Source organism: Pseudomonas sp. B35(2017), assembly GCF_002113645.1.
GTDB classification, from domain to species: Bacteria; Pseudomonadota; Gammaproteobacteria; order Pseudomonadales; family Pseudomonadaceae; genus Aquipseudomonas; species Aquipseudomonas ekonensis.
Genome location: NZ_NEIZ01000014.1, coordinates 123,899 through 149,031, shown reverse-complemented (window position 1 = coordinate 149,031; position 25,133 = coordinate 123,899). Strand labels below are relative to the sequence as shown.

Sequence of the window (25,133 nt, the reverse complement as noted above, 5' to 3'; positions counted from 1 at the left end):
GAGTTGCCGGACACCTTAGCAAAAAAGTACCGGACAGACCTAGCGAAAAGCCGAAGATAAAAAGTTTCAATTTTTCATCCAGCCCTTGCCGGGCCTGCGTTTCAGAGCACAAGCGTACTCGGATCCAATTCCATCCGCAGGAAACACTCGTCCTCGCCCTGCACGGCAAATCCCTGTCTTTCATACAAGTTCCGGGCCGGATTGCTCTTGAACACGGTCAGGCGCACGGCCGGGCGCCGTTCCTGACGCGCCATCGCAGCAACCTGACCGATTGCCCAGGCGCCGGCACCCTGGCGACGGTGGGCTTCGACAACCTGCAACTCACGAATATAGATCGCCCGCGCATCGCGGCTCAGGCTGAAAAAGCCGGATGTCACCCCGTCATGCACGATCAGCCAGCTCTCACGCCCCGCCCAGCCCGCGTCGAACCCTTCGTCCTGCCACAGCAGATCGTACTGAATGTAGTAACGCAGCATGTTCCGGCAGGTGAGTTCCCGGGCGAACGCCAGATCGGCGGGGCTTGCCGGCCGTCGCTCAAACGCCATTCAGACCTCCGGCACAGCGGTGACCTGCCCTTGCCATACGCCGGCCCGGCGCCGGGCGACGACCAGGCAGCTTCCGGCACCGGGCGCCGCAACGACCAGGGCGCCATCTTCGGCCCAGATGGCGCTGCGCCCGGCCGACTGCCATCCGCCGGTCTCGCCGCCATGGTTGGCCATCAGCACCGTCATCCCATGCTCACGGGCGTAGCCTTGCAACATGGCACTGTCGGGCCCATAGCCCTTTTCGCTGATCAGCACACCGGCGGCATAACACTGCGCGCCCAGCCGTCGGGCCGTTGCAGCATGGCTGGCATGGGTGAAGTCGGCGCAGACGGCCAGCGCGACGGTCTCGCCGCCGATCGTCAATGCCGCACCGCCCTGGCCCGGCGCGAAATAGCGATCCTCGCCCGTATGCAGGTGCTGCTTGCCGTAGATGCCCAGCGAACCGTCAGCACCCAGCACCAAGGCGCCGATCAGCACCGGACCGTGCGGCTGCAGCCGAATCGGCATGCCGACCACCGCGGTCACCCTCAGCTCGCGGGCGAGATCGCGCAACGGTTGCAGCACGGCGTCCTGGGGATCGACGGCCAGCCCGGCGGCCAGCGCGCCCTCGTACCCGGTGAGCGACAGCTCCGGAAAGACCAGCAGCTCCACGCCCTGATCGGCGGCCTGCCGGATGAAGCCGCAGTGGCGCGCAATGTTGGCGCACAGATCGCCTTTCACGGAAACGGACTGGGCGGCGGCGATCGTCAGATCTGACATGGTTTGTCCTTGGGAATTGGCTCGATGCCAGAGTGTGTCACAACATCGACTGCACTCAAGCGATAGAGACTGACGGAACCTGCGATAGCAATTTCTGATTGCTGAGCCGCACAGGCCTCTAGTAAGCTCGGCCCCAACCTAACGGAGACACACCATGTTCAACGTCCCTTCCCAGCTCGACACCGCCAGCGCCCTGCGCTCGGTTGCCGCTGCCCGGTCGGCTGACGTCTGCGCTCCGGCCGGTTTTTATTTTGGGTATTGGTTTAGCCACTGGCGCGCCTGATACCCACATGGCGCCCATATGAACGGGTCGCCCACCAGAGAATTCTCAACCCCCGGTCGGCCTCCCGACCGGGGGTTTTGTTTTTCAGGCCCAAACCTTTTTCCGCGACACACCAGACACTTTTGAGGAATCACGACATGAACTACGCCACCTATTACCGCTACGACAGTTTTACCGCCTGGCGATTTACCAGCCTCCGCTCGGGACAGCCTGCCGCCTCCGATCGGTCACCCCAAGGTGGCAAGCACACACTCGAAGCCAATACGGCCCCTTGTCGAACACCCCAGTAGGGACGAGTGCGCGGGAAGCACCCGCCACTCGCCCAGGAAGCTTGAATATGAACTCGTCCGTTTCTGCGTTGCCGCTGTCCACCCTCGATTCCGCCAACGAATCGCTGACCCTGCGCCTGCCCACCTCGTTGCAGCTCAAGCAGCAGTTGCCCCTCGGCAATGTCCTGAGCCAGCAAGTCGCCGCCCACCGCCAGGCGGTCCGCGCCATTCTCGACGGTGAAGACCACCGTTTGCTGGTCATTGTCGGGCCCTGCTCGATTCACGATCCCCGCTCCGCCCTCGAATACGCCGAAAAGCTCGCTCGCTTGAGCCACGACGTCAGCGACCAGATGCTGCTGGTGATGCGCGCCTACGTCGAAAAGCCCCGTACCACGGTCGGCTGGAAAGGTCTGGCCTACGATCCGCGCCTGGACGGCAGCGACGACATGGCCGGCGGCCTGACGCTCTCGCGCGAACTGATGCTGGAGATGATCCGCCTGGGTCTGCCCATCGCCACCGAATTGCTGCAACCCATGGCCGCCGGCTACTTCGACGACCTGCTCAGCTGGGCCGCCATCGGTGCACGCACCACCGAATCGCAGATCCACCGGGAGATGGTCAGCGGCCTGCCCATGCCGGTCGGCTTCAAGAACGGCACGGACGGCGGCGTCGCCATCGCCGTGGATGCCATGCGCTCCGCCGCCCATGGCCACCGGCATTTCGGCATCGACAGCCAGGGCCACCCGGCCGTCGTCCAGACCCCAGGCAATCCCGACACCCACCTGGTGCTTCGCGGAGGCCACAAAGGGCCGAACTTCGACCGCGACAGCGTTGCCGAGATCCAGACTGCCCTCGCCCGCCAGCCGGTTTCGGGCCGAATCATGGTCGATTGCAGCCACGCCAACAGCGGCAAGGATCCCCTGCGTCAGCCCGCCGTGTTCAACGACGTGCTCGAACAGCGCCTGCAAGGCAACCGCGCATTGATCGGCATGATGCTGGAGTCCCATTTGTTCGACGGCTGCCAACCCTTGAGCGGAACCTTGCGTTACGGCGTTTCGATCACTGACGGTTGCTTGGGCTTCATCCCAACGGAACAGCTTCTGCTGCAGGCCGCAGAACGTTTGCGCAATCAGGCGTAGACCGGCAACGACAGCCTTCCGGATCGCCATGAACCGGAAGGCCTGTGCCCACGCCCGGCTACGCGCTGATCTGCACCCACGCCACCTCAGACTCTTGACTGACATCGTCCAGCCGTTCGACCGAGTAGGAAACACGCACCACGGTGCCTCGATGTTCTCTCCAGAACCGGTACGGCACGATGAAGTCCAAGGACTGCCAGGCCGATTCCGGGGTGATTTCCCGATAGTCGCGATGGTTGAAGTGTTCGCCGTCGCATCGCAGGTACACCAGCTCACCGTTTTCGGCCTGTGCGTTGCCGATCACCACGGTGATGCCGTCAAGGGTCTCTTCCACGTCAAGCACACCGCCTTCGGCGCCCACCACCAGTGGAACGGCCAGCGGTTCCCGCACCAACGGCGCGACCTTGATCCGGGTCGTCTCCGACTGTCTAACCTTTCCCTGCTTCTGTTCTACCCGGTAACTGACGGTGACCTCCTCGCCCAAGGACGCTGCGATCCTGTCATGGGCGATCCACAGAGAAAGCGGTGCCCCCACTGAAGCCGGCGCTACGGTCAAGGTGTCCTCCACCTGCCCCGTTTCACCTTGCCAGGACAGCTGAATGCAGTCGCCTTCGGCCATGGCGGGGTATGGGCGAATCGTGACGGGGGTTCCCTCGGGCACCCGATCAGGATCGAGGGCACCACCGACGGCTTCCTCGACGATCGGCGCAAGCAGCCCGCCTTGCGGCTCGCCGATGAGCAACGGCAGCCGCTCGGACGAGACCGTCTCACTGTGCCGGGCGCGGTGAAGCGTCCAGTGCACCTGCGCGCTGCCACCCTCCAGCGCGGCGATGCGGTCACCCTTGATGACGAACACCACGTCGCACCCCACTTGTTGCCGGCTGACATGACGGATCAGGGAGTGCCCCTCGGGAATGCCTTCGGCGTCCAGGCCGCTCCAGTGCAGCACCAGCCTGTCGCCGTTGGTCATGCCGGGGTAAGCCGCCACCGTGACGACGGCCTTGTTCCAGGCCGGATCGAGCATGCCGTCATTCAGGTGGGCGACCGCGGGCGCCGGCAAGGTCGGGGCCGCGGCGCACGTGAGGATTGATTCATTCATGTTCATTTACCGATCCACTCCTTGGATTGACCGCTTTGCGATAAAGCGTCGTGTACCGCCCATTGAACGCTGTCCGGAACAAAAGAGATGTCGGGGCTTTTCGATACGGCGTCCGGAAACTGCCGCCACGCACGGTAGGCATCCGCTGGCGAGATCGAGCAAACCGGGCAAAGGATTTCCGATTGTTCCGACTCAAGCCTCAAGAAGGGATGAACCCTCCTACGCTCTCTAATCGCACTCAGGTCGCGCCGAATCCGCTCCTGCCGCCTGCCCGACAGGCAATCCGTCCGCAAACGGCTAACCTTTGACACCCAGGCACCGGACAGCCGGACGGAACATTGCCGAGAAATCGCCCGCCGAATCCGGTAGGCTCCACCCTTTATCGATTTGATTGGAGAGTTACCCATGGCCCGAGCCACCGCCCGCCACATCCTGGTTTCCACCGAAGCCAAGTGCAACGAACTCAAGGCCGAGATCGAAGCCGGCGCCGATTTCGCCGAAGTGGCCAAGAAGAACTCCACCTGCCCGTCCAGCCGCGACGGCGGCAACCTGGGCTCGTTCGGCCCGGGCCAGATGGTCAAGGAATTCGACACCGTGGTGTTCAGCGCACCGGTCAACACCGTGCAAGGCCCGGTGAAGACCCAGTTCGGCTACCACCTGCTGGAAGTCACCAGCCGTCAGGACTGATCCACCGTCCGGTCTGCAGTGCAACGGCCCGCCCTTCGGTGGGCCGTTGCGTTTCGGTTGTGCGATACGGCTGGCGACTGGCCCGTCGCTCGCGTACAACTGGCGCTTATCGATCACCCGGCTCTAAGGCTGACAATGCGACTGGCTTTCCCCACTTTGATGTTCACTGCCGTGGCCCTGCTGCTGGGTGCCGCCGGTGTGGACGCCGCACCGCAACACGCGCTCACCGTCTATGGCGAGCCGGCCAAGTACCCCGCCGGCTTCAGTCACTTCGACTACGCCAACCCGCAGGCGCCCAAGGGCGGGACGATGCGCCGCTCGGCCATCGAGATCGGCCACTTCGACCATGTCCTGCCGTACATCGACAAAGGCATCGGCGTCACCCAGATCGACGGCCTGCTCTATTCGCCGCTGGCCCAGCGCTCGCTGGACGAGCCCTACACCGTCTACGGACTGGTCGCGCAACAGATGGAACGCTCGGAGGACGGCCTGTCCCTGCGCTTCTTCATCAACCCCAAGGCGCGCTTCGCCGACGGCCAGGCGATCACCGCCGAAGACGTGCGCTACACCTACGACCTGCTGATGACCCAGGGCAGCCTGCGCTACCGCACCCAGTTCGCCGACGTCAAAGGTGTCGAGGTCGAAGCGCCGCTGACCGTGCGCTTCGACTTCAAGAGCAACGAAAACCGCACCCTGCCGCTGGACATCGCCACCCTGCCGGTGTTTCCGCAGCATTGGTGGAAGAGCCGCGACTTCGCCGGCGGCGGCGGATACGAGCCGCCGTTGGGCAGCGGCCCGTACCGGGTCGGCAAGGTCGATTCCGGGCGCAGCATCACCTTCGAGCGCAATCCCGACTGGTGGGGCAAGGACCTGCCCGTGAGCCGCGGGCTCTACAACTTCGATCACTTCAGCATCGAATACTTCGGCGACACCGACGTCGCCCGACAAGTGCTGCGCGGCGGCGCCTACGACTACAACCGCGAGTTCTCCGCCACTGGCTATTCCATCGGCTACGACAGCCCGGCCCTGAGCGACGGCCGCCTGCAAAAGGCCCACCTGGCCACCGAGGCGCCGCAATCGGCCCAAGGCTTCGTGTTCAACCTGCAGAAGCCGGTGTTCCAGGACCGCCGCGTGCGTCAGGCGCTGGCCATGCTCTGGGACTTCGAGTGGAGCAACCGGCAGATGATGCGCAACCTGTACATCCGCCAGCAGAGCTACTTCTCCAACACCGACCTGGCCGCCCGCGAACTGCCGGACGCCGCCGAGCTGAAGATCCTCGAACCGCTGCGCGGGCAGATTCCCGACGAGGTGTTCACCCAGGTCTTCGAAGCGCCGAAGACCGACGGCAGCGGCCTGATCCGCGACAAGCAGCTCCAGGCGCTGGAACTGCTGGAGCAGGCCGGCTGGAAACCGGACGGCGACCAGTTGGTCAACGCCCAGGGCGAACCGCTGGCGTTCACCTTCCTGGTCAGCCAGAACGGCATGGACCGCCTGCTGCTGCCGTACAAGCGCACGCTGAAGCAGATCGGCATCGACCTCAGCATCCGCCGCATCGACTCTTCGCAGTACGTCAACCGCCTGATGAGCCGTGACTACGACATGATCGTCACCGGTTACCCGGTCACCACGTCGCCGGGCGGCGAGCTGCTCAACTATTTCGGCTCGGCGTCGGCCAACGACCCCGGCGCGAACAACTACATGGCACTGAAGAACCCGGCGGTGGACACCCTGATCAACGGCCTGATCCGCGCCTCGACCCAGGCCGACATGCTGCGCTACGCCCATGCGCTGGATCGGGTGCTGCAATGGAACTACTACTGGATACCCAACTATTACCCGCCCGGCACCTCCACGGTGTGGTGGAACCGTTTCGGCATTCCCACCGTGCAGGCCAGCAACGACGAGGCCATCGAGAGCTGGTGGGAAATCAGCCGCACGCCGTTGACCAACCAAGAGATGACCGCTGAGAAGATCAGCCGTGGCAGACCCGGAGGGCCGCACTGATGTGGGCTTACATACTGCGGCGCCTGCTGCTGATCATTCCGACCCTGGTGATCATCCTGCTGGTGAATTTCGTGATCATCCAGGCCGCCCCCGGCGGCCCGGTGGAACAGGCCATCGCCCACTTGCAGGGCATCGGCGGCGCCGCAGTCGGCGGCGGCTCAGGCGAGACCATGAGCGGCACCTCCCGGGCCAGCCGCGGCCTGGACCCGCAACTGATCAAGGACATCGAAAAACAGTACGGCTTCGACAAGCCGGCCCATGAGCGCCTGTGGCTGATGCTCAAGAACTACGCGCAGCTGGATTTCGGCAAGAGCTTCTTCCGCGGCGCCACGGTCACCGATCTGATCCTGCAGAAGATGCCGGTGACCATTTCCCTCGGCCTGTGGGCGACGCTGATCACTTACCTTGTGTCGATTCCGCTGGGCATCCGCAAGGCGGTGCACCACGGCAGCCATTTCGACATCTGGAGCAGCACCGCGATCATCATCGGCTATGCGATGCCGGCGTTCCTGTTCGCGATGTTCCTGATCGTGGTGTTCGCCGGCGGCACGTCGCTGAACTGGTTCCCGGTGCGCGGGCTGGTCTCGGACAATTTCGAGTCGCTGTCCACCTTGGGCAAGGTCGCCGACTACTTCTGGCACCTGGTGCTGCCGGTGACGGCGCTGGTGATCGGCGGGTTCGCCACGCTGACGATTCTGACCAAGAACTCGTTCCTCAACGAAATCACCCGCCAGTACGTGGTCACCGCACGGGCCAAGGGCCTGAGCGAGCGCCGGGTGCTGTACGGGCACGTGTTCCGCAACGCGATGCTGCTGGTGGTGTCGGGGATCCCCCAGGCGTTCATCAGTGTGTTCTTCGCCGGCTCCCTGCTGATCGAGGTGATCTTCTCCCTCGACGGCCTGGGCCGCATGAGTTATGAGGCGGCGGTGTCGCGGGACTACCCGGTGGTGTTCGGCTCGCTGTTCATCTTCACCCTGTTCGGCCTGCTGATAAAACTGGTCGGCGACCTGTGCTACACCCTCGTCGATCCGCGCATCGACTTCGCCGCGAGGAACGCCTGATGTTCGAGCTCTCGCCTCTGGGGCGCCGCCGTTTCCAACGGTTCAAGAAAAACCGCCGGGGCTGGTGGTCGCTGTGGCTGTTCGTCGGCCTGTTCGTCTTGAGCCTGGGCGGCGAACTGATCGCCAACGACAAGCCGCTGGTCGTCAGCTATCAGGGCCAATGGTACTTCCCGGTGTTCAAGCGCCACACCGAACAGGAGTTCGGCGGCCAACTGCCGTTCCAGGCCGACTACCGCAGCGACTATGTGCAGCAACTCATCCGCAAGGACGGCGGCTGGCTGCTGTTCCCGCCGATCCCGTTCAGCGACGACACGCCCAACTACGACCTCAACAAACCGGCCCCCAGCCCGCCGACGACGGTCAACTGGCTGGGCACCGACGACCAGGCGCGGGACGTGCTGGCCCGGGTGATCTTCGGCGCGCGGGTGTCGATCCTGTTCGCCTTGATGCTGACTTTCGTCAGCGCACTGATCGGCATCGCCGCCGGTGCCTTGCAGGGTTACTACGGCGGCTGGGTCGACTTGCTCGGGCAGCGGCTGCTGGAGGTCTGGTCGGGGCTTCCGGTGCTGTACCTGCTGATCATCCTGTCGGGCTTCGTCGAGCCGAACTTCTGGTGGCTGCTGGGGATCATGGCGCTGTTCTCGTGGCTGGCGCTGGTGGATGTGGTGCGCGCCGAGTTCCTGCGCGGGCGCAACCTGGAATACGTCAAGGCCGCACGGGCACTGGGCCTGAGCGACCGCAAGGTGATCTTCCGGCACATCCTGCCCAACGCGATGAACGCGACCTTGAGCTACCTGCCGTTCATCCTGACCGGGGCGATCTCGACCCTCACGGCGCTGGATTTCCTGGGTTTCGGCATGCCCGCCGGCAGCGCCTCGCTGGGCGAATTGATCGGCCAAGGCAAGCAGAACCTGCAAGCGCCGTGGCTCGGCCTGACGGCGTTCTTCACCCTGGCGCTGATCCTTTCACTGCTGGTGTTCATCGGCGAGGCACTGCGTGATGCCTTCGACCCACGCGCCTGAGGCGGATCCTGAAATGACTGACAACCTGATCGAAATCCGTGACCTCAATGTTGCCTTCAGCGGCCAGACCGTGGTGCGCGACCTGTGCCTGGACATCCGCCCCGGCGAGTGCCTGGCCCTGGTGGGCGAGTCGGGCTCGGGCAAGTCGGTGACCGCCCACTCGATCCTGCAGCTGCTCCCCGAAGGCGAAGCCCTCACCACCGGCAGCATCCGCTACCGCGGCCGCGAGCTGGTCGGCGCCGAGCCCGCCGCCCTGCGCGATCTGCGGGGCAACCGCATCGCCATGATCTTTCAGGAGCCGATGACCTCGCTCAACCCTTTGCACACGATCGAGAAGCAGATCGGCGAAACCCTGCTGCTGCACCGGGGCCTGGGCGGCAAGGCGGCCCGGGCGCGCATTCTCGAACTGCTGGAGCTGGTGGGCATCCAGAAACCCGAGGAACGGCTCAAGGCCTATCCTCACCAGTTGTCCGGCGGCCAACGGCAACGGGTGATGATCGCCATGGCCCTGGCCTGCGAGCCGGAGCTGCTGATCGCCGACGAGCCCACCACCGCCCTCGACGTGACCGTGCAGCGCAAGATCCTGCTGCTGCTCAAATCCCTGCAGCAGCGCCTGGGCATGTCGCTGCTGCTGATCAGCCACGACCTCAACCTGGTGCGCAGCATCGCCCAGCGCGTGTGCGTGATGAAGGCCGGGCAGATCGTCGAGCAGGCACCGTGCGAAACCCTGTTCACCGCGCCGCAGCATCCCTACAGCTGCGTGTTGCTCAACGCCGAACCCGAAGGCGAGGCTTTGCCTCGGGATGAGCGTGAGAATGTGCTGGAAGTGGACAACCTGCGGGTGGACTTTGCGGTGGGCGGCGGTTTGTTCCAACGCAAGAGATACCTGCGCGCGGTGGATGGCATCAGCCTCAACATCCAGCGCGGCAAGACCCTGGGCATCGTCGGCGAGTCGGGCTCCGGCAAGTCCACCCTCGGCCAGGCGATCCTGCGCCTGCTCGACTCCGAAGGTGCCATCCGCTTTCAGGGCGAACCGCTCGATGGCCTCAACCAGAAACAGTTGCGGCCCTGGCGCCGGCAGATGCAGGTGGTGTTCCAGGATCCGTTCGGCAGCCTGAGCCCGAGGATGTCCGTGGCGCAGATCATCAGCGAAGGCCTGGAAGTGCACTGCGAGTCCAGCGCCCTGGAGTGCGACGAACAGGTGATCCGCGTGCTCAAGGAGGTGGGCCTGGATCCCGAGAGCCGCCACCGCTACCCCCACGAGTTCTCCGGCGGCCAGCGCCAGCGCATCGCCATCGCTCGGGCGCTGGTGCTCAAGCCGGCGCTGATCCTGCTCGACGAGCCGACCTCGGCCCTCGACCGCACCGTGCAGAAACAAGTGGTCGCCCTGCTCCGCCAGCTTCAGGAAAAGCACGGCCTGACCTACCTGTTCATCAGCCACGACCTGGCGGTGGTCAAGGCCCTGGCCCACGACATGATCGTGATCAAGGACGGCAAGGTGGTCGAGCGCGGCGCCAGCCATGAGGTGTTCGAGTCGCCGCAGCATCCGTACACCAAGGAGTTGCTGGCGGCGGCACATCCTCAGTGATCAGGTGCACCGTGTCGCATTCATCGCGAGCAGGCTCGCTCCCACAGAGTGCTTCACTGCGCCTGGGGGTGCGGGGCCGCTGCGGCCACACACATTCAGGATCCGCCCCATGAACACCAGCGAAAACCTCAAGGACTACCAACGGGTGCGCTCCCTGGCGATCCGCTCGCTGTTCGAGATCATCGAGCAGTCCAGCGAAGGCACGGTGATCGTCGACCGCGACGCCAACATCGTCTGGATGAACGAGCGCTATGCCCGCCGCTTCGGCCTGGCGTCCGCCGCCGGCGCCATCGGCAAGCCCTGCGAGAGCGTGATCCCCGGCAGCCTGCTGCGCGAGGTGGTGCGCACCGGGCGGCCGATCCTGCTGGACATGCAGGACACGCCCAAGGAGCCCCTGGTGGTGATGCGCCTGCCGATCCACGACAACGCCGGCGCGGTGATCGGCGCCATCGGCTTCGCCCTGTTCGACGAGTTGCGCAGCCTGTCGCCGATGCTCAAGCGCTACCTGAGCCTGCAGGAGGAGTTGGCCTCGACCCGCTCGCTGCTGCGGGCACGCCAGACCAAATACAACTTCGCCCACTTCATCGGCACCAGCGCCGCCAGCCTGGAAGTCAAACGGCGGGCCCGGCGCAGCGCCAGCGCCGAATCGCCCGTCCTGCTGCTGGGCGAAACCGGCTCCGGCAAGGAGCTGCTGGCCCAGGCGATCCACAGCGCCTCGCCCCGGGCGCACAAGGCGTTCGTCAGCATCAACAGCGCGGCGATCCCGGAGGCGCTGCTGGAGGCGGAGTTCTTCGGCACCGCCCCCGGCGCGTTCACCGGCGCCGACCGCAAGGGCCGCACCGGCAAATTGCAGATCGCCCAGGGCGGCACGCTGTTCCTCGACGAGATCGGCGACATGCCGCTGCCGCTGCAAAGCAAGCTGCTGCGGGTGCTGCAGGAAAAGGAGTTCGAGCCGGTCGGCTCCAACGACGTGATCCAGAGCGATGTGCGGGTGATCGCCGCCACGTCCACCGACCTGGAGGCGGCGATCAAGCGCGGCGAGTTCCGGGCCGACCTTTATTACCGCCTCAACGTGCTGCCGATCCATGTCCCGCCGTTGCGCGAGCGCCTCGACGACTTGCCGGCGCTCAGCGAGGCGATCCTGGAAGACCTGCGCAGCCAGCACGAACTCGACCGCCAGGCGCTGGAGCTGCTGGGGCAGCACGCCTGGCCGGGCAACATCCGCGAACTGCGCAACGTGCTGGAACGGGCGGCGCTGCTCAGCGACGCCCTGGTGCTCACGGCCGATGACATCCGGGCGGCGATCGGCACGTTTGTGCCGGTCGAGCGCGGGCCGTCTCCGGTGCCTGAGCCGCTGACCCACGAGACCTTCAGCCAGGCCCGCGAGCGGTTTGACCGGCAGCTGATCCAGGCCACCCTCGCGCAATGCGGGGGCAAGGTGGTCGAGGCGGCGCAGCGGCTGGGGCTGGGGCGGTCGACGCTGTACAAGAAAATGGTGGCGTTGGGGATTGCCGAGTCTCACTAGAGAGACTTGTGTCTCTTGATAGAGAAGCGCAAAAGCATCGCAGGCAAGTCGAGTCGTCGCACCGCAACTCCCGCAGGGATTTTTGTCGGACCCAGGAACCGGGGCTGACCCGGTTCTGTGGTGATTTGGCTGGCGATATCGCCAGCAGGCTGGCTCCTACAGGGTTCTATGGTGATTCGACTGGGGCTATCGCCAGCAGGCTGGCTCCCACAGGATTCTTTGGTGATTTGACTGGGGCTATTGGCTGGCTCCACAGGGTTCTGGGGTGAACACAGGTTCTGCATTCAACCGAGTCCTCTGTGGGAGCCAGCCTGCTGGCGATGGGGCCCTTCCAACCACCAGAAATCTCCAAACAGAGACAAAAAACCCTCACATCCCCATAAAGCCAGAATCAATTCCTTATATTTCAATGACTTAACGTGTTGGCACAGAACTCGCTAACAGCCTCTGCGTACCCGCACCACCCACAAAAATAACAATCCCTGGAGACACACCATGAGTGTGATCATTGCCCTGGCGGCGCTTGCGCTGCTGATGCTGGCCGCTTACCGAGGCTACAGCGTCATCCTGTTCGCCCCCATCGCCGCCCTCGGCGCTGTCCTGCTCACCGACCCGTCCGCCGTCGCGCCCGCCTTCACCGGCGTGTTCATGGAGAAGATGGTCGGCTTCATCAAACTCTACTTTCCCGTGTTCCTGCTCGGCGCCGTGTTCGGCAAGCTGATCGAACTGTCCGGCTTCTCGCGCTCCATCGTCGCGGCGGCGATCCGTCTGCTCGGCACCCGCCAGGCGATGCTGGTGATCGTGCTGGTGTGCGCCCTGCTCACCTACGGCGGCGTGTCGCTGTTCGTGGTGGTGTTCGCGGTGTATCCGTTCGCGGCCGAGATGTTCCGCCAGAGCGACATCCCCAAGCGCCTGATCCCGGCGACCATCGCCCTGGGTGCGTTCTCCTTCACCATGGACGCCCTGCCCGGCACGCCGCAGATCCAGAACATCATCCCCAGCACCTTCTTCAACACCACCGCGTGGGCCGCGCCCTGGCTCGGTGTGATCGGCACGGTGTTCGTGTTCTGCGCCGGCATGCTGTTCCTCCAGCGCCAGCGCCACAAGGCGCAAAAGGCCGGCGAAGGCTACGGCAGCGAACTGCGCAACGAGCCGGACACCGCCGACGACCTCACGCTGCCGAACCCGTGGCTGGCGCTGTCGCCGCTGCTGGCGGTGGGCGTGATGAACCTGCTGTTCACCCAGTGGATCCCCCAGTGGTACGGCAAGACCCACAGCCTGGCGCTGCCGGGCATGGCTGCGCCGGTGACCACAGACATCGCCAAGCTCACGGCCATCTGGGCGGTGCAGGCGGCGTTGCTGGTGGGCATCCTGATGGTGTTGGCGTTCGGCTTCGGGGCGATCCGCAGCAAGCTTGCCGAAGGCAGCAAGAGCGCGGTCAGCGGCGCCTTGCTGGCGGCGATGAACACGGCGTCGGAATACGGTTTCGGTGCGGTGATCGCGTCGCTGCCGGGGTTCCTGGTGCTGGCCGACTGGCTCAAGGGCATTCCCAACCCGCTGGTCAACGAGGCCATCACCGTCACCTTGCTGGCCGGCATCACCGGCTCCGCATCGGGCGGCATGAGCATCGCGCTGGCGGCGATGTCCGAGCAGTTCATCAACGCCGCCCACGCGGCGAACATTCCGCTGGAGGTGCTGCACCGGGTGGCCGCCATGGCCAGCGGCGGCATGGACACCCTGCCGCACAACGGCGCCGTCATCACCCTGCTGGCGGTCACCGGGCTGACCCACCGCGAAGCCTACAAGGACATTTTCTGTATTACGCTGATCAAGACCCTGGCGGTCTTCGTGGTGATCGGCACTTTCTACGCCACCGGCATTGTGTGAGGTATTCATGACGACTCTTTCGGGCAAGACCGCTCTGGTCACCGGCTCCACCAGCGGCATCGGCCTGGGCATCGCCCACGTGCTGGCCAAGGCAGGCGCCGACCTGATCCTCAACGGCTTCGGCGACGCCCAAGCGGCGGTCGCGGAAATCGGGCGGCACGGCGGCAAGGTCGGCCATCACCCGGCCGACGTCAGCGACCCGGCGCAGATCGCCGACATGGTCGCCTACGCCGAGCGCGAATTCGGCGGCGTCGACATCCTGGTGAACAACGCCGGGATCCAGCACGTGTCCGCCGTCGAAGATTTCCCGGTGGAGCGCTGGGACTCGATCATCGCCATCAACCTGTCCTCGGTGTTTCACAGCACCCGCCTGAGCCTGCCGGGCATGCGCGGCAAGGGCTGGGGCCGCATCATCAACATCGCTTCGGTGCACGGCCTGGTGGGCTCCACCGGAAAGGCCGCGTATGTGGCGGCCAAGCACGGGGTCATCGGCCTGACCAAGGTGGTCGGCCTGGAGACCGCCGCCAGCAACGTCACCTGCAACGCGATCTGCCCCGGCTGGGTGCTGACGCCGCTGGTGCAGAAGCAGATCGACGACCGGGCGGCCAAAGGCGTCGATCCGCAGCAGGCGCAGCACGACTTGCTGGCCGAGAAGCAGCCGTCGCTGGCGTTCGTGACGCCGGAACACCTGGGTGAGCTGGTGCTGTTCCTGTGCAGTGAGGCCGGCAGCCAGGTGCGCGGCGCGGCGTGGAACATCGATGGCGGGTGGTTGGCGCAGTAGCCGCCACGGCCCCGCTCCCACCCTGGTTTGAGGGCGCCGCTCAAAGGGTGGGAGCCAGCCTGCTGGCGATGGCGTCAGTGATGGCGCCGCAGGGCCGGGGCAAGACATTCGCTCCCACCGGTGGAGCGGTGAGTCCACTCAGTTTTGTGTGCATACGATAAGAAGAGGCAACCCATGTCCGACATCCTCTGGCAACCCGACGCCCGGCGCATCGCCGATTCGCCCATGGACGCCTTCCGGCGCTTCGTCGAGCAACGCCATCACCTGACCCTGGCCGACTACCCGGCCTTGCATGCCTGGAGCGTCGGGCAGCGCGAGGCGTTCTGGCAGGCCATCGTCGATTTCTTCGACATCCGCTTCCGCACGCCGCCCGAGGCGGTTCTGCGCGAAGGCCCGCAGATGCCCAGCGCCGAATGGTTTCCCGGCGCCACCCTGAACTTCGCCGAACACCTGCTGCGCCGCCGCGACGAGGCCGTGGCGGTGGTGGCCGTGGCTGAAGACGGTCGGCGCGAACAATTGAGCTGGGCGGAACTGGCCCGCCAGGTCGCCGGTTTCCAGGCCGGCCTGCAAGCCGCCGGCATCGGCTTCGGCGACCGCGTGGCCGCGTGCATGCCCAATACTTGGCAGACCTTGGTGGCGATGCTCGCGACCACCGGCCTCGGCGCCATCTGGTCGTGCTCCTCGCCGGACTTCGGCACCCACGGGGTGATCGACCGCTTCGGCCAGATCGAACCGAAAGCGTTGATCATCTGCGCCGGTTACCGCTACGCCGGCAAGACCGTCGACCAGACCGTCAAGATCAACGAGATCCTGGCGCAGTTGCCGTCGCTGCAACAGCTGATCATCGTGCCCGGCCCCGAAGCCCAGAGCGACACCGGGGTGTACCGCACCGAGGCCGACGTGGCGCTGTGGGGCGACTTCTACCGTCCCGGCGGCGAACCGCAGTTCGTGCCGGTGCCGTTCAACCATCCGCTGTACGTGCTGTATTCCAGCGGCACCACCGGCGTGCCGAAATGCATCATCCACAGCACCGGCGGCGTGCTGCTGCAACACGTCAAGGAGCATGGCCTGCACGTTGGCCTCGGCCCCGCCGACCGCTTGTTCTACTACACCACCTGCGGCTGGATGATGTGGAACTGGCTGGTGTCGGCCCTGGCGGTCGGCAGCGCCGTGGTGCTGTACGACGGCTCGCCGTTCCATCCGGCCAACGAACGGCTGCTGGACCTGATCGACGCCGAGCGCATCAGCGTGTTCGGCACCAGCCCCAAGTTCCTCGCGACCCTGGAAAGCAGCGGCGTCAAACCTCGCCAAAGCCACGACCTGGGCAGCCTCAAGACCTTGCTGTGCACAGGGTCTGCGCTGTCGCCGCAGAGCTACGATTACGTCTACCGCGACTTCAAGACGGACGTGTGCCTGGCCTCGATGTCCGGCGGCACCGACATCGTCTCCTGCTTCGTCAACGCCAACCCGCTGTCGGCGGTGCGCCGCGGCGAGATCATGGGCAAGAGCCTGGGCATGGCCGTGGAGGTCTGGAACGACGCCGGCCAACCGGTGATCGGCGAAAAGGGCGAGCTGGTGTGCACCCGGCACTTCCCCGCCATGCCCATCGGGCTGTGGAACGACCCGGACGGCGAAAAGCTGCGCAAGTCGTATTTCAGTTTGTTCCCGGGCGTCTGGGCCCAGGGTGACTACGCCGAGGAGCGGCCCCACGGCGGCATGCTGATCCATGGCCGCTCCGACGCGGTGCTCAACCCCGGCGGCGTGCGCATCGGCACCGCCGAAATCTACCGACAGGTGGAAAAAGTGCCTCAAGTGCTGGACAGCGTCGCCATCGGCCAGCACTGGCAGGACGATGTGCGGGTGGTGCTGTTCGTGCGCCTCCAGGACGGTATCGAACTCGACGAAGCGCTGCAGCAGCAGATCCGCCAGGTGATCCGCGCCAACACCACGCCGCGCCATGTGCCCGCCAGGATCGTCGCGGTCACCGACATCCCGCGCACCCTCAGCGGCAAGGTGGTGGAACTGGCCGTGCGCAACGTGGTGCACGGGGAGCCGGTGAAGAACACCGATGCCCTGGCCAACCCCGAGGCGCTGGAGCAGTTTCGCGACCGGCCTGAGCTTCAGGCCTGAGCCCGCTCCCCTGCGGGAACGAGCCTGCTGGCGATGGCGTCCTGTCGGTCTGCCTGGATATGACTGATGCACCGCTATCGCGAGCAGGCTCACTCCCACAGGTCTTTGCGGTGGCCGCAGATTCTGCATCCACCCAAATTTTCTGTGGGAGCCAGCCTGCTGGCGATGGCGTCAGTCAAGGCACCGCAGGTTCAGGACAGGCGCGCCCAGCGAGGATCAGTCCATCAGCCCCCAATCCCCGGCCGCGCCCGCCGGCGGCGGCAAGGTGTCGGCATGCAGCTTCAGGCGCAGGCGCAGGTTGTTCACCGAATCGGCGTTCTTCAGCGCCTGTTCTTCGTCGATCACGCCTTCGGCCACCAAGTCGAACAGTGCGCCGTCGAAGGTCTGCATGCCCAGTTCCGTGGACTTTTCCATGATGGCCTTCAATTCCACGAACTCGCCGCGGCGGATCAGGTCGCCGACGGTCGGCGTGCCCAGCATCACCTCCACCGCCGCCCGCCGCTGGCCGTCGCGGGTGCGCACCAGGCGCTGGGACACGAACGCCTTGAGGTGATTGCCCAAGGCGTGCAGCAATTGCGGACGCCGCTCTTCGGGGAAGAAATTGATGATCCGCTCCAGCGCCTGGTTGGCGTTGTTGGCGTGCAGCGTCGACAGCACCAGATGCCCGGTCTCGGCGAAGGCCAGCGCATGCTCCATGGTCTCGCGGTCGCGGATCTCGCCGATCAGCACCACGTCCGGGGCCTGGCGCAGGGTGTTCTTCAGCGCCGCATGGAAACTGCGGGTGTCGACCCCGACCTCACGCTGATTGATGATCGAACGCTTGTGCCGGTGGATGTACTCCACCGGATCCTCGATGGTGACGATGTGCCCGCTGCTGTGGCGGTTACGGTGGTCGACCAGCGCCGCCAGCGACGTGGACTTGCCCGAGTCCGTGGCGCCGACGACCAGGATCAGCCCCTGCTTGAGCATCACCGAGTCGAGCAGCACCGGCGGCAGCTTCAGGTCCTCGAAGCGCGGGATGTCGAGCTTGACGTTGCGGATCACCACCGATACATCGTTGCGCTGCTTGAAGATGTTCACCCGGAAACGCCCGATGCCCGTGCGGGAAATCGCCAGGTTCATTTCCAGCTCGCGGTCGAACTCCCGGCGCTGTTCGGCGTCCATCAGTGAAGCGGCGATGGCGGCCACCTCGCCGGGCTTGAACGGCCCGGCGTCCAGCGCCGTCAGCACCCCGTCGAACCGTGCGCTGGGCGGCGCGCCCGTGGAGAGGAACAGATCCGAACCGTGGCGGCTGGCCAGTTGTTTCAACAGTGCGTCGATTTCCATGGCAAAAAGCACCCGCAAAGTTTTCAATGAACCCGCAGAGGCAGGCGACTACCGCATCAGGATAGTCGACGCCGGCCCGCTGACCGATGATCAGGACCCGACCGATGAACGCTGTACCCGCCACCGATGACGCCCAGGCGCTGATCGCCTGCACCGACTGGAGCCGCACGCCGCTGGGCGCCGCCGGCACCTGGCCGCAGAGCCTGCGCACGGCGGTGGACATCGTGATCCACTCGCCGATGCCGATGCTGTTGCTGTGGGGGCCGCACCTGACGCAGATCTACAACAACGGCTTCGCCCTGCTGGCCGGCAGCAATCACCCGCGCGCTTTCGGACAGCCGACGCACGACATATGGCCGGAATTTCGCGACTTCACTGACCCGATCTACAGCGCCGTCCTACAGGGCCAGGTGCGCACCTACCACGAGCAGCGTTTCACCCTGCCGCAGCGGGACGGTCGGGAATCCGACTTCTGGCTGGACCTGACCTACAGCCCGATCCGCGACGAAAGCGCCCAGGTCGCCGGGATTCTGGTCACGGCCATCGAGACCAACGAGCGCCGGCGCATGGCCCAGGAGCTCAAGCAGCGTTCCGAAGACAGCCTCAAGGCCCAGCGCGAAACCGAAGAACGCCTGCAACTGGCGCTGGCCGCCACCGACGCGGTCGGCACCTGGGACTGGGACATCGGTGAGGACCGCTTCATCGCCGATGCGCATTTCGCCCAGTTGCACGGCGTCGATCCGGCGCTGGCCAACCGCCTGCCGATCAGCGAATACCTGCACGGCGTGCACCCCGAAGACCGCGCGCTGATCGCCCGCAGCATCAAGCACTGCATCACCCACGGCACCGAATACGCCGAGGAATACCGCCTGCAGCAAGCCAACGGCGAGGTGCGCTGGGTGTTCGCCCGGGGGCGCTGCTACAAGGATCACCACGGCCGGCCCGTGCGCTTCCTCGGCGCGGCGCTGGACCTGACCGAGCGCAAGCTCACCGAACAGGCGCTGCGCCAGAGCCAGACCGAGCTGCAGCTGATCATCAACGCGATGCCGATCCTGATCAGCTATGTGGACCGCGAAGAGCGCTTTCGCCTGAACAACGCCGCGTACCTGGACTGGTACGGCCTCACGCCCCAGGAGCTGTACGGCCGCACCATCCGCGACGTGCTCGGCGACGAGGGCTACTTTCCGCGCAAGCCCTACATCGCCGAAGCGCTGGCCGGGCGCCCCTGTTCCTTCAGCCTGTACTCGCCGCACCGCGACGGCAGCCTGCGCCATGCGCTGATGAACTACTTGCCGCGCCACGGGCCGGACGGCGCGGTCAACGGCTTCTACATCTTCGTGATCGACGAGACCGAACGCAAAAAGACCGAAGAGGCTCTGCGCGACCTCAACGAAACGCTGGAGGAACGCGTCGCGGCCCGCACCAAGCAACTGGCCCAGGCCAACCAGCGCCTGCAGAACGAGATGTTCGAACGCGAACGCGCTGAAGACGCCCTGCGCCACGCCCAGAAAATGGAGGCCGTCGGCCAGTTGACCGGCGGCATCGCCCACGACTTCAACAACATGCTCACCGGCATCATCGGCAGCCTCGACCTGATGCAGCGCTACATCGCCAGCGGCCGCACCGACGAGATCGGCCGGTTCACCGAGGCCGCCGTGTCGTCGGCCAACCGCGCCGCCGCCCTCACCCACCGGCTGCTGGCGTTTTCCCGGCGCCAGTCGCTGGACCGCAAGACCCTGGACGTCAACGAGCTGATCCACTCGCTGGAGGATCTGATCCGCCGCACCAAGGGCGACCCGATCGAACTCACCCTGCGCCTGGGAGCCGGCGTGTGGCTAGTCAGCACCGACGTCAGCCAGCTGGAAAACGCCGTGCTCAACCTGGTGATCAACGCCCGCGACGCCATGCCCGAGGGCGGCGAACTGCTGATCGAGACCGCCAACGTCTACCTCGACGGCAGCGACATCACCACCCTGGAACCGGTCAGGGCCGGCGACTACGTGATGCTCGCCGTCAGCGACAACGGCACCGGCATGACGCCGTCGGTGCGCTCCAAGGCCTTCGACCCGTTCTTCACCACCAAACCCATCGGCCAAGGCACCGGCCTGGGGCTGTCGATGATCTACGGCTTCGCCCAGCAGTCCGGCGGGCACGTCAGCCTCGACAGCCTGCCGGGCCGCGGCACCTGCGTGCGGCTTTACCTGCCGCGCCTGCATGCGCTGGAGCCCGAGCGGCCGGCGGCCGAACCGGTCAACCAGCCCCCCGCCGCGGCGACCGGCGAGAGCGTGGTGGTGGTCGAGGACGATCCGGCGGTGCGCATGCTGGTGCTCGATCTGCTCAGGGAACTGGGCTACCGCGCCTTCGAGGCCGAAGACGCGAAAAGCGCCCTGCCGCTGTTCGAGTCCGGCCAGCGGGTGGACCTGTTGGTGACCGACGTCGGCCTGCCGGGCATGAACGGCCGGCAACTGGCGGAAATCGCCCGCCAGCACCGGCCGGGGCTCAAGGTGCTGTTCATGACCGGTTATGCGCAGAACGCCGCCGAACGCCAAGGATTCCTGGAAGACGGCATGGACATGGTGGCCAAGCCGTTTTCCATCGAGGCGCTGGCGGCCAAGATCCGCACGATGCTCAGCCAAAACCCGTGAGTTGAGGCATAATCCGCGCCCCGCAATCAGGTACCGCATCATGAAAGCCCAAGCCCGCCACATTCTGGTGAAGACCGCCGAAGAGGCCGAACAGCTCAAGCAACGCATCGCCAAGGGCGAAGCCTTCGACGTGCTGGCCAAGAAATACTCGACCTGCCCGTCCGGCAAGCGCGGCGGCGACCTGGGCGAAGTGCGGCCGGGGCAGATGGTCGGCGCCATCGATGCGGTGATCTTCAAGAAGCCGCTGCGCACCGTGCACGGGCCGATCAAGAGCAAGTTCGGCTATCACCTGGTGCAGGTGTTCTTCCGCGACTGAACCCTGCCCCGCGGCGCCCCGGCCGCCGCCATCGCCAGCCTGCTGGCGATGCGTCCGGTCAGGCGACACCGAATCTGGATGTGCCGGCCTCATCGCTGGCGAGCCAGCTCCCACAAGAATCTCCGGCGTTCGCCGACCTTGCGAACAACCACAATACCTGTGGGAGCGGGCTTGCCCGCGATGGCGTCCGGTCAGGCGACACCGAGGCTAGATGTGCCGGCCTCATCGCTGGCAAGCCAGCTCCCACAGGGTTCTCAGTCGTTCCCAGGCCTTGCGGACAGCCACAATACCTGTGGGAGCGGGCTTGCCCGCGATGGCGTCCGGTCAGGCGACACCGAATCTGGATGTGCCGGCCTCATCGCTGGCAAGCCAGCTCCCACAGGGTTCTCAGGTGTTCGCTGGGTTTGCGGACGGCCGGTTTCACCTCGGGATCAGCGCACCCGGCACCTGGATCACCTGGCTCGCCAGCCGGTGCCCTGCCTCGGCGGCGTCCGCCGGGCTGGCGCCTGACAGGCGGCTGGCCAGGTAAGCCGCGCTGAACGAGTCCCCCGCCGCCGTGGTGTCGATCACCTTCTCGACTTTCTGCGCCGGCACTTCGAACGCTTCCCCGTCGCAGCGGATCAGGCACGCCTCGGCGCCGCGCTTGAGCACCACTTCCGGCGTGCCGATCTGCGTGTAGGCCTCGAACACCGCGTCGCAATCGGCGAACCCGAACAGCGCCTCTTCATCCTCCACCGTCAGCAACGCCAGGTCCACATAGGGCAACACGCTGCGGTAGGCCGCCTGCGCTGCCTCCCGCGAAGCCCACAGACGGGGCCGGTAGTTGTTGTCGAAGACGACGCGGGTGTCGCGCTGGCGGGCTTCGGCCAACACCTCGATCAAGCGTTCCCGCCCTTGCGCGCCCAGCACCGCCAGGGTGATGCCGCTGAAATACAGCACGTCGTAGTCCGGCAAGGCCGCCAGCGTCGCGGCGCCGTTCGGCAGGGTGAAGCAGTCGCGCACGGCCGCTTCGTTGCGCCAGTACAGGAAGCGCCGCTCGCCGGCGGCGTCGGTCTGGATGCAGTACAGGCCCGGCAGCCGACCGGGCAAGCGCTGCACCCAGTCCAGGCCGATGCCTTCGTCGGCCCAGCGGCGGCACATCTCGTCGCTGAAGCTGTCGTCGCCCAGGGCCGTGACGTAATCGACCCGGGCCCGGTCGCCCATGGCCCGCGACAGGTAGACGGCGGTGTTGAGGGTGTCGCCGCCGAAGCTTTGCTGCAGGCTGCCGTCGGCGCGCTGCTGAAGTTCGATCATGCATTCGCCGATCAGGGCGATGCGCGGGAGGTGGGGGCCCAGGGGGCTGAGAGTGGTCATCTGAATGGAGTCCTGGCAGTTCAAGGGTGTTCTGTCGGCCGCCATCGCCAGCAGGCTGGCTCCCACATTGGAACTGTGTCGAACACATGTCCCTGTGGAAGCCGGCCTGCCGGCGATGGCGTCGGTGCAAACGCCACCGGGCGCGGTGCCGGCTGAGGTCTCAGAAGCAGGTGCCCATCGTCTCGATCACCGTCAGCCGCTCATCCACCAGCAACCCCACCCGCCATTTGTCGAAGGTCAGGCACGGGTGCGAGGTGCCGAACGAAATGATGTCGCCGACCCGCAGTTCCACCCCCGGCGCCACGGTCATGAACGCATGTTGGTCCATCACCGCCGTCACTTTGCATGCGCCGACGTCATCCCCCACCGCCGGCAGCACCCCGGCCTTGTAGCGCAGCAGCGGCACCGGCAGCCCGGCGTCGAAGGCCACGTCGCGCTTGCCCAGGGCGACCACCGCGAACCCCGGCTCCGGCAACGACTGCACATGGGCCCAGACCTCCAGGGCCGGGCGCAGCCCTTCGTGCAGGTCGCTGCGCCGGTCGAGCACGCAGCACTGCGCTTCCTTGTAGATGCCGTGGTCGTGGGCCACGTAGCTGCCCGGACGCAACACGCTGAGGAAGCGCCCGGCGGCGTTCTGCGCCTCGAAGGACTCGGCGATCAGGTCGTACCACGCCGACCCCGACGCCGTGATGATCGGCTTGGCGACGGCGAACGCGCCGCTGTCCTGCAACTGCACCGCCAGGCGCACCAGCGACGCGGCGAATTCGCGGATGCCGCTGACGGCATGATCGCCATGGATAACGCCCTCATAGCCTTCGATGCCGGTCAGGGCCAGGGCCGGTTGCGCGGCGATGGCTTCGGCCAGTGCGATGACTTCCTGCTCGCTGCGGCAACCGCAGCGGCCGCCGACCACGCCGTACTCGATCATCACGTTCAGCCGAACGCCTCGGGAGGCGAAGTACGCGCCCAGATCGGCGACGTTGTCCGGGTGATCGACCATGCAGTAGAAGTCAAAGCCAGGATCGGCCAGCAGATCGGCGATCAGCGCCATGTTCGGCGTGCCGACCAATTGGTTGGCCATCAGCACCCGGCGCACGCCGTGGGCGTAGGCGGCGCGGGTCTGGGTGGCGCTGGCCAGGGTGATGCCCCAGGCGCCGGCGTCGAGCTGACGGCGGAACAGCGCAGGCGTCATGCTGGTCTTGCCGTGGGGCGCCAGTTCCGCGCCGCTGTCGCTGACGAACGTCTGCATCCAGCGGATGTTGTGCTCCAGCGCCGCGCGGTGCAGCACCAGCGCCGGCAGGCTGACATCGCGCACCAGGTGGGCGCCGACGGCGGCATCGCCCTTCTCCACGGCAGCGGTAGTGTTCACGGTCGTCATGGTCGAACTCCTCACAGTCGCGCCCGCCGGCGGGCGCGGTCAGTCGTTGATGCGCCGGGCGAGGCTGTTGGCGCTCTCGATCAAGACCCGGCGATAGTCGTTGTAGTTGTTCTTGGCGTCGGCGCGCGGGGCGACGATGCACAAGGTGCAGATGGCCACGCCAGCGGGGTCTTTGACCGGCGCGGCGAAGCAGTGGGTGAACGTGTCGGCGACACTGTCGAAGGAAAAGAACCCGTCGATGCCGGCCTGACGAATTTCCCCCAGGAACGTCTCCAGCGGCAGGCGTTTGCCGTCCGGCAGGATGAAGTCGTCGGGGTCGATCAGATCAATGATTTGCTGGTCGCTCAGGTGCGCCAGCAGCAGGCGCCCGGACGCGGTCCACGGGATCGGCGCGTTTTCGCCGATATCGGAGGAAATGCGAAAGTGCCGCTCGCCCTCCTTCATCAGCGCCACCGTGTACTTGCGCCCGTTGAGCAGGCACATCTGCGCGGTTTCCCGGGTCTGGCTGACGATTTCCTGCAAGGCGTGGTCGGCCTCGCGGCTGAGGTCGAAATGCCGCAGGTGCGCCTGGCCGAGAAAGTACAGCTGACGGCCCAGATAGACGTGACCGTCCTTGCCCACCGGCTCCAGGATCCGCCGCTCCAGCAGCGACGCCACCAGTTCGTAGACCGTGGATTTCGGGCTGCCGATGCCGTTGGCGATATCGTTGGGGCGCAGCGGCTGGCCGATCTCCTTGAGGAAATCGAGAATGTCGAACGCCCGGTCCAGTCCCCGGGCCCGGCGTTTGATGGTGTCTTCGGTCATGTCTTCAGGTTCCCATTCACAGTGCCGGGAGTGTACCGAGAGTGCCAGGCTGACCGGTAGGCCGCCATCGCCAGCAGGCTGGCTCCCACAGGAGAACGCATACCACTGGCGATAGAGCCACCCCGCTTCAGGCCTTCTTCTTGTAGGCGATGCAATCGATCTCGACCTTGCAGTCGACCATCATGCTCGCCTGCACGCACGCCCGCGCCGGGGCGTGCTCGGGCTTGAAGTACTCGCCGAACACCTTGTTGAAACTGGTGAAGTCCCGCGGATCGTCCAGCCACACGCCGGCACGCACCACGTCCTCCAGGCCGTAACCGGCTTCTTCGAGGATCGCGATCAGGTTCTTCATGGTCTGGTGGGTCTGCTCGACGATGCCGCCGACGATGATCTCGCCGTCCACCGCCGGCACCTGGCCGGACACGTGCAGCCAGCCGTCGGCCTCAACGGCGCGGGCGAAAGGACGGGGCTGGCCGCCGGCCGCGGTGCTGCCGGTGCCGTATCGGGTGATGCTCATGGGTGTGTCTCCTGA

20 protein-coding genes are annotated in these 25,133 nt (G+C 65.8%); 12 read left to right on the top strand and 8 right to left on the bottom strand.

The window, feature by feature from the left end:
* Nucleotides 1–101: 101 nt before the first annotated feature.
* Nucleotides 102–545, bottom strand: a complete 444-nt coding sequence (locus CAG41_RS21130) for an N-acetyltransferase (protein ID WP_085582562.1) — start codon at nucleotides 543–545, stop codon at nucleotides 102–104.
* Complete coding sequence (locus CAG41_RS21125) at nucleotides 546–1,304, bottom strand: carbon-nitrogen hydrolase family protein (protein WP_085707440.1); 759 nt, start codon at nucleotides 1,302–1,304, stop codon at nucleotides 546–548. It lies immediately after the preceding gene.
* Nucleotides 1,305–1,924: 620 nt separating this feature from the next.
* Here CAG41_RS21125 and CAG41_RS21115 point away from each other — a divergent pair.
* Entirely contained in the window at nucleotides 1,925–2,995 is a 1,071-nt protein-coding gene (locus CAG41_RS21115; protein ID WP_085707439.1) for a 3-deoxy-7-phosphoheptulonate synthase, read from the top strand.
* 58 nt (nucleotides 2,996–3,053) lie between these two features.
* Here CAG41_RS21115 and CAG41_RS21110 read toward each other — a convergent pair whose 3' ends face one another.
* Complete coding sequence (locus tag CAG41_RS21110) at nucleotides 3,054–4,100, bottom strand: hypothetical protein (RefSeq protein ID WP_085707438.1); 1,047 nt, start codon at nucleotides 4,098–4,100, stop codon at nucleotides 3,054–3,056.
* 399 nt (nucleotides 4,101–4,499) lie between these two features.
* On the opposite strand from CAG41_RS21110, the gene CAG41_RS21105 reads away from it, so the two are divergent.
* The 9 genes from CAG41_RS21105 to CAG41_RS21065 all read left to right on the top strand — a co-directional run bounded on the left by CAG41_RS21105 (nucleotide 4,500) and on the right by CAG41_RS21065 (nucleotide 16,779).
* Nucleotides 4,500–4,781: a peptidylprolyl isomerase gene (locus tag CAG41_RS21105; RefSeq protein ID WP_085582553.1), complete on the top strand. Its 282-nt coding sequence runs from the start codon at nucleotides 4,500–4,502 to the stop codon at nucleotides 4,779–4,781.
* 135 nt (nucleotides 4,782–4,916) lie between these two features.
* A complete protein-coding gene (locus CAG41_RS21100; RefSeq protein WP_085639993.1) occupies nucleotides 4,917–6,785 on the top strand; it encodes an extracellular solute-binding protein in 1,869 nt (622 codons plus the stop codon).
* Nucleotides 6,785–7,846 (top strand): microcin C ABC transporter permease YejB, encoded by a 1,062-nt coding sequence (locus CAG41_RS21095; protein WP_085582549.1) that lies wholly within the window; start codon nucleotides 6,785–6,787, stop codon nucleotides 7,844–7,846. Before CAG41_RS21100 ends, CAG41_RS21095 begins: the two co-directional genes overlap by 1 nt.
* Complete coding sequence (locus CAG41_RS21090; RefSeq protein WP_085582547.1) at nucleotides 7,846–8,868, top strand: ABC transporter permease; 1,023 nt, start codon at nucleotides 7,846–7,848, stop codon at nucleotides 8,866–8,868. The genes CAG41_RS21095 and CAG41_RS21090 overlap by 1 nt, the downstream gene beginning before the upstream one ends.
* A 13-nt stretch (nucleotides 8,869–8,881) precedes the next feature.
* On the top strand, nucleotides 8,882–10,456 hold the full coding sequence (locus tag CAG41_RS21085; RefSeq protein ID WP_085632718.1) for an ABC transporter ATP-binding protein: 1,575 nt from the start codon (nucleotides 8,882–8,884) through the stop codon (nucleotides 10,454–10,456).
* Between the two features lie 109 nt (nucleotides 10,457–10,565).
* Nucleotides 10,566–11,981 (top strand): sigma-54-dependent Fis family transcriptional regulator, encoded by a 1,416-nt coding sequence (locus CAG41_RS21080; RefSeq protein ID WP_085582542.1) that lies wholly within the window; start codon nucleotides 10,566–10,568, stop codon nucleotides 11,979–11,981.
* Between the two features lie 495 nt (nucleotides 11,982–12,476).
* A complete protein-coding gene (locus CAG41_RS21075; RefSeq protein WP_085582540.1) occupies nucleotides 12,477–13,868 on the top strand; it encodes a GntP family permease in 1,392 nt (463 codons plus the stop codon).
* Nucleotides 13,869–13,875: 7 nt separating this feature from the next.
* A complete protein-coding gene (hbdH, locus tag CAG41_RS21070; protein WP_085582538.1) occupies nucleotides 13,876–14,649 on the top strand; it encodes a 3-hydroxybutyrate dehydrogenase in 774 nt (257 codons plus the stop codon).
* A gap of 174 nt (nucleotides 14,650–14,823) precedes the next feature.
* Entirely contained in the window at nucleotides 14,824–16,779 is a 1,956-nt protein-coding gene (locus CAG41_RS21065; RefSeq protein ID WP_085656488.1) for an acetoacetate--CoA ligase, read from the top strand.
* Nucleotides 16,780–16,995: 216 nt separating this feature from the next.
* On the opposite strand, the gene CAG41_RS21060 is transcribed toward CAG41_RS21065, so the two are convergent.
* Nucleotides 16,996–18,105 (bottom strand): PilT/PilU family type 4a pilus ATPase, encoded by a 1,110-nt coding sequence (locus CAG41_RS21060; protein ID WP_085694109.1) that lies wholly within the window; start codon nucleotides 18,103–18,105, stop codon nucleotides 16,996–16,998.
* A gap of 104 nt (nucleotides 18,106–18,209) precedes the next feature.
* Between CAG41_RS21060 and CAG41_RS21055 the strand changes: the two genes are divergently transcribed.
* The gene (locus CAG41_RS21055; RefSeq protein ID WP_085707437.1) at nucleotides 18,210–20,750 is read left to right on the top strand and encodes a PAS domain-containing sensor histidine kinase; all 2,541 of its coding nucleotides are present in this window, start codon (nucleotides 18,210–18,212) and stop codon (nucleotides 20,748–20,750) included.
* Between the two features lie 40 nt (nucleotides 20,751–20,790).
* Nucleotides 20,791–21,066, top strand: coding sequence for a peptidylprolyl isomerase (locus CAG41_RS21050; RefSeq protein ID WP_003225447.1), 276 nt, complete (start codon nucleotides 20,791–20,793; stop codon nucleotides 21,064–21,066).
* Nucleotides 21,067–21,486: 420 nt separating this feature from the next.
* Here CAG41_RS21050 and CAG41_RS21045 read toward each other — a convergent pair whose 3' ends face one another.
* The 4 genes from CAG41_RS21045 to CAG41_RS21030 all read right to left on the bottom strand — a co-directional run bounded on the left by CAG41_RS21045 (nucleotide 21,487) and on the right by CAG41_RS21030 (nucleotide 25,118).
* Entirely contained in the window at nucleotides 21,487–22,419 is a 933-nt protein-coding gene (locus CAG41_RS21045) for a sugar kinase (RefSeq protein WP_085707436.1), read from the bottom strand.
* 160 nt (nucleotides 22,420–22,579) lie between these two features.
* Entirely contained in the window at nucleotides 22,580–23,797 is a 1,218-nt protein-coding gene (locus tag CAG41_RS21040; protein WP_085640009.1) for an amino acid deaminase, read from the bottom strand.
* A gap of 39 nt (nucleotides 23,798–23,836) precedes the next feature.
* On the bottom strand, nucleotides 23,837–24,601 hold the full coding sequence (locus tag CAG41_RS21035) for an IclR family transcriptional regulator (RefSeq protein WP_085582526.1): 765 nt from the start codon (nucleotides 24,599–24,601) through the stop codon (nucleotides 23,837–23,839).
* A gap of 127 nt (nucleotides 24,602–24,728) precedes the next feature.
* A complete protein-coding gene (locus CAG41_RS21030; RefSeq protein ID WP_039768794.1) occupies nucleotides 24,729–25,118 on the bottom strand; it encodes a RidA family protein in 390 nt (129 codons plus the stop codon).
* Nucleotides 25,119–25,133 lie beyond the last annotated feature (15 nt).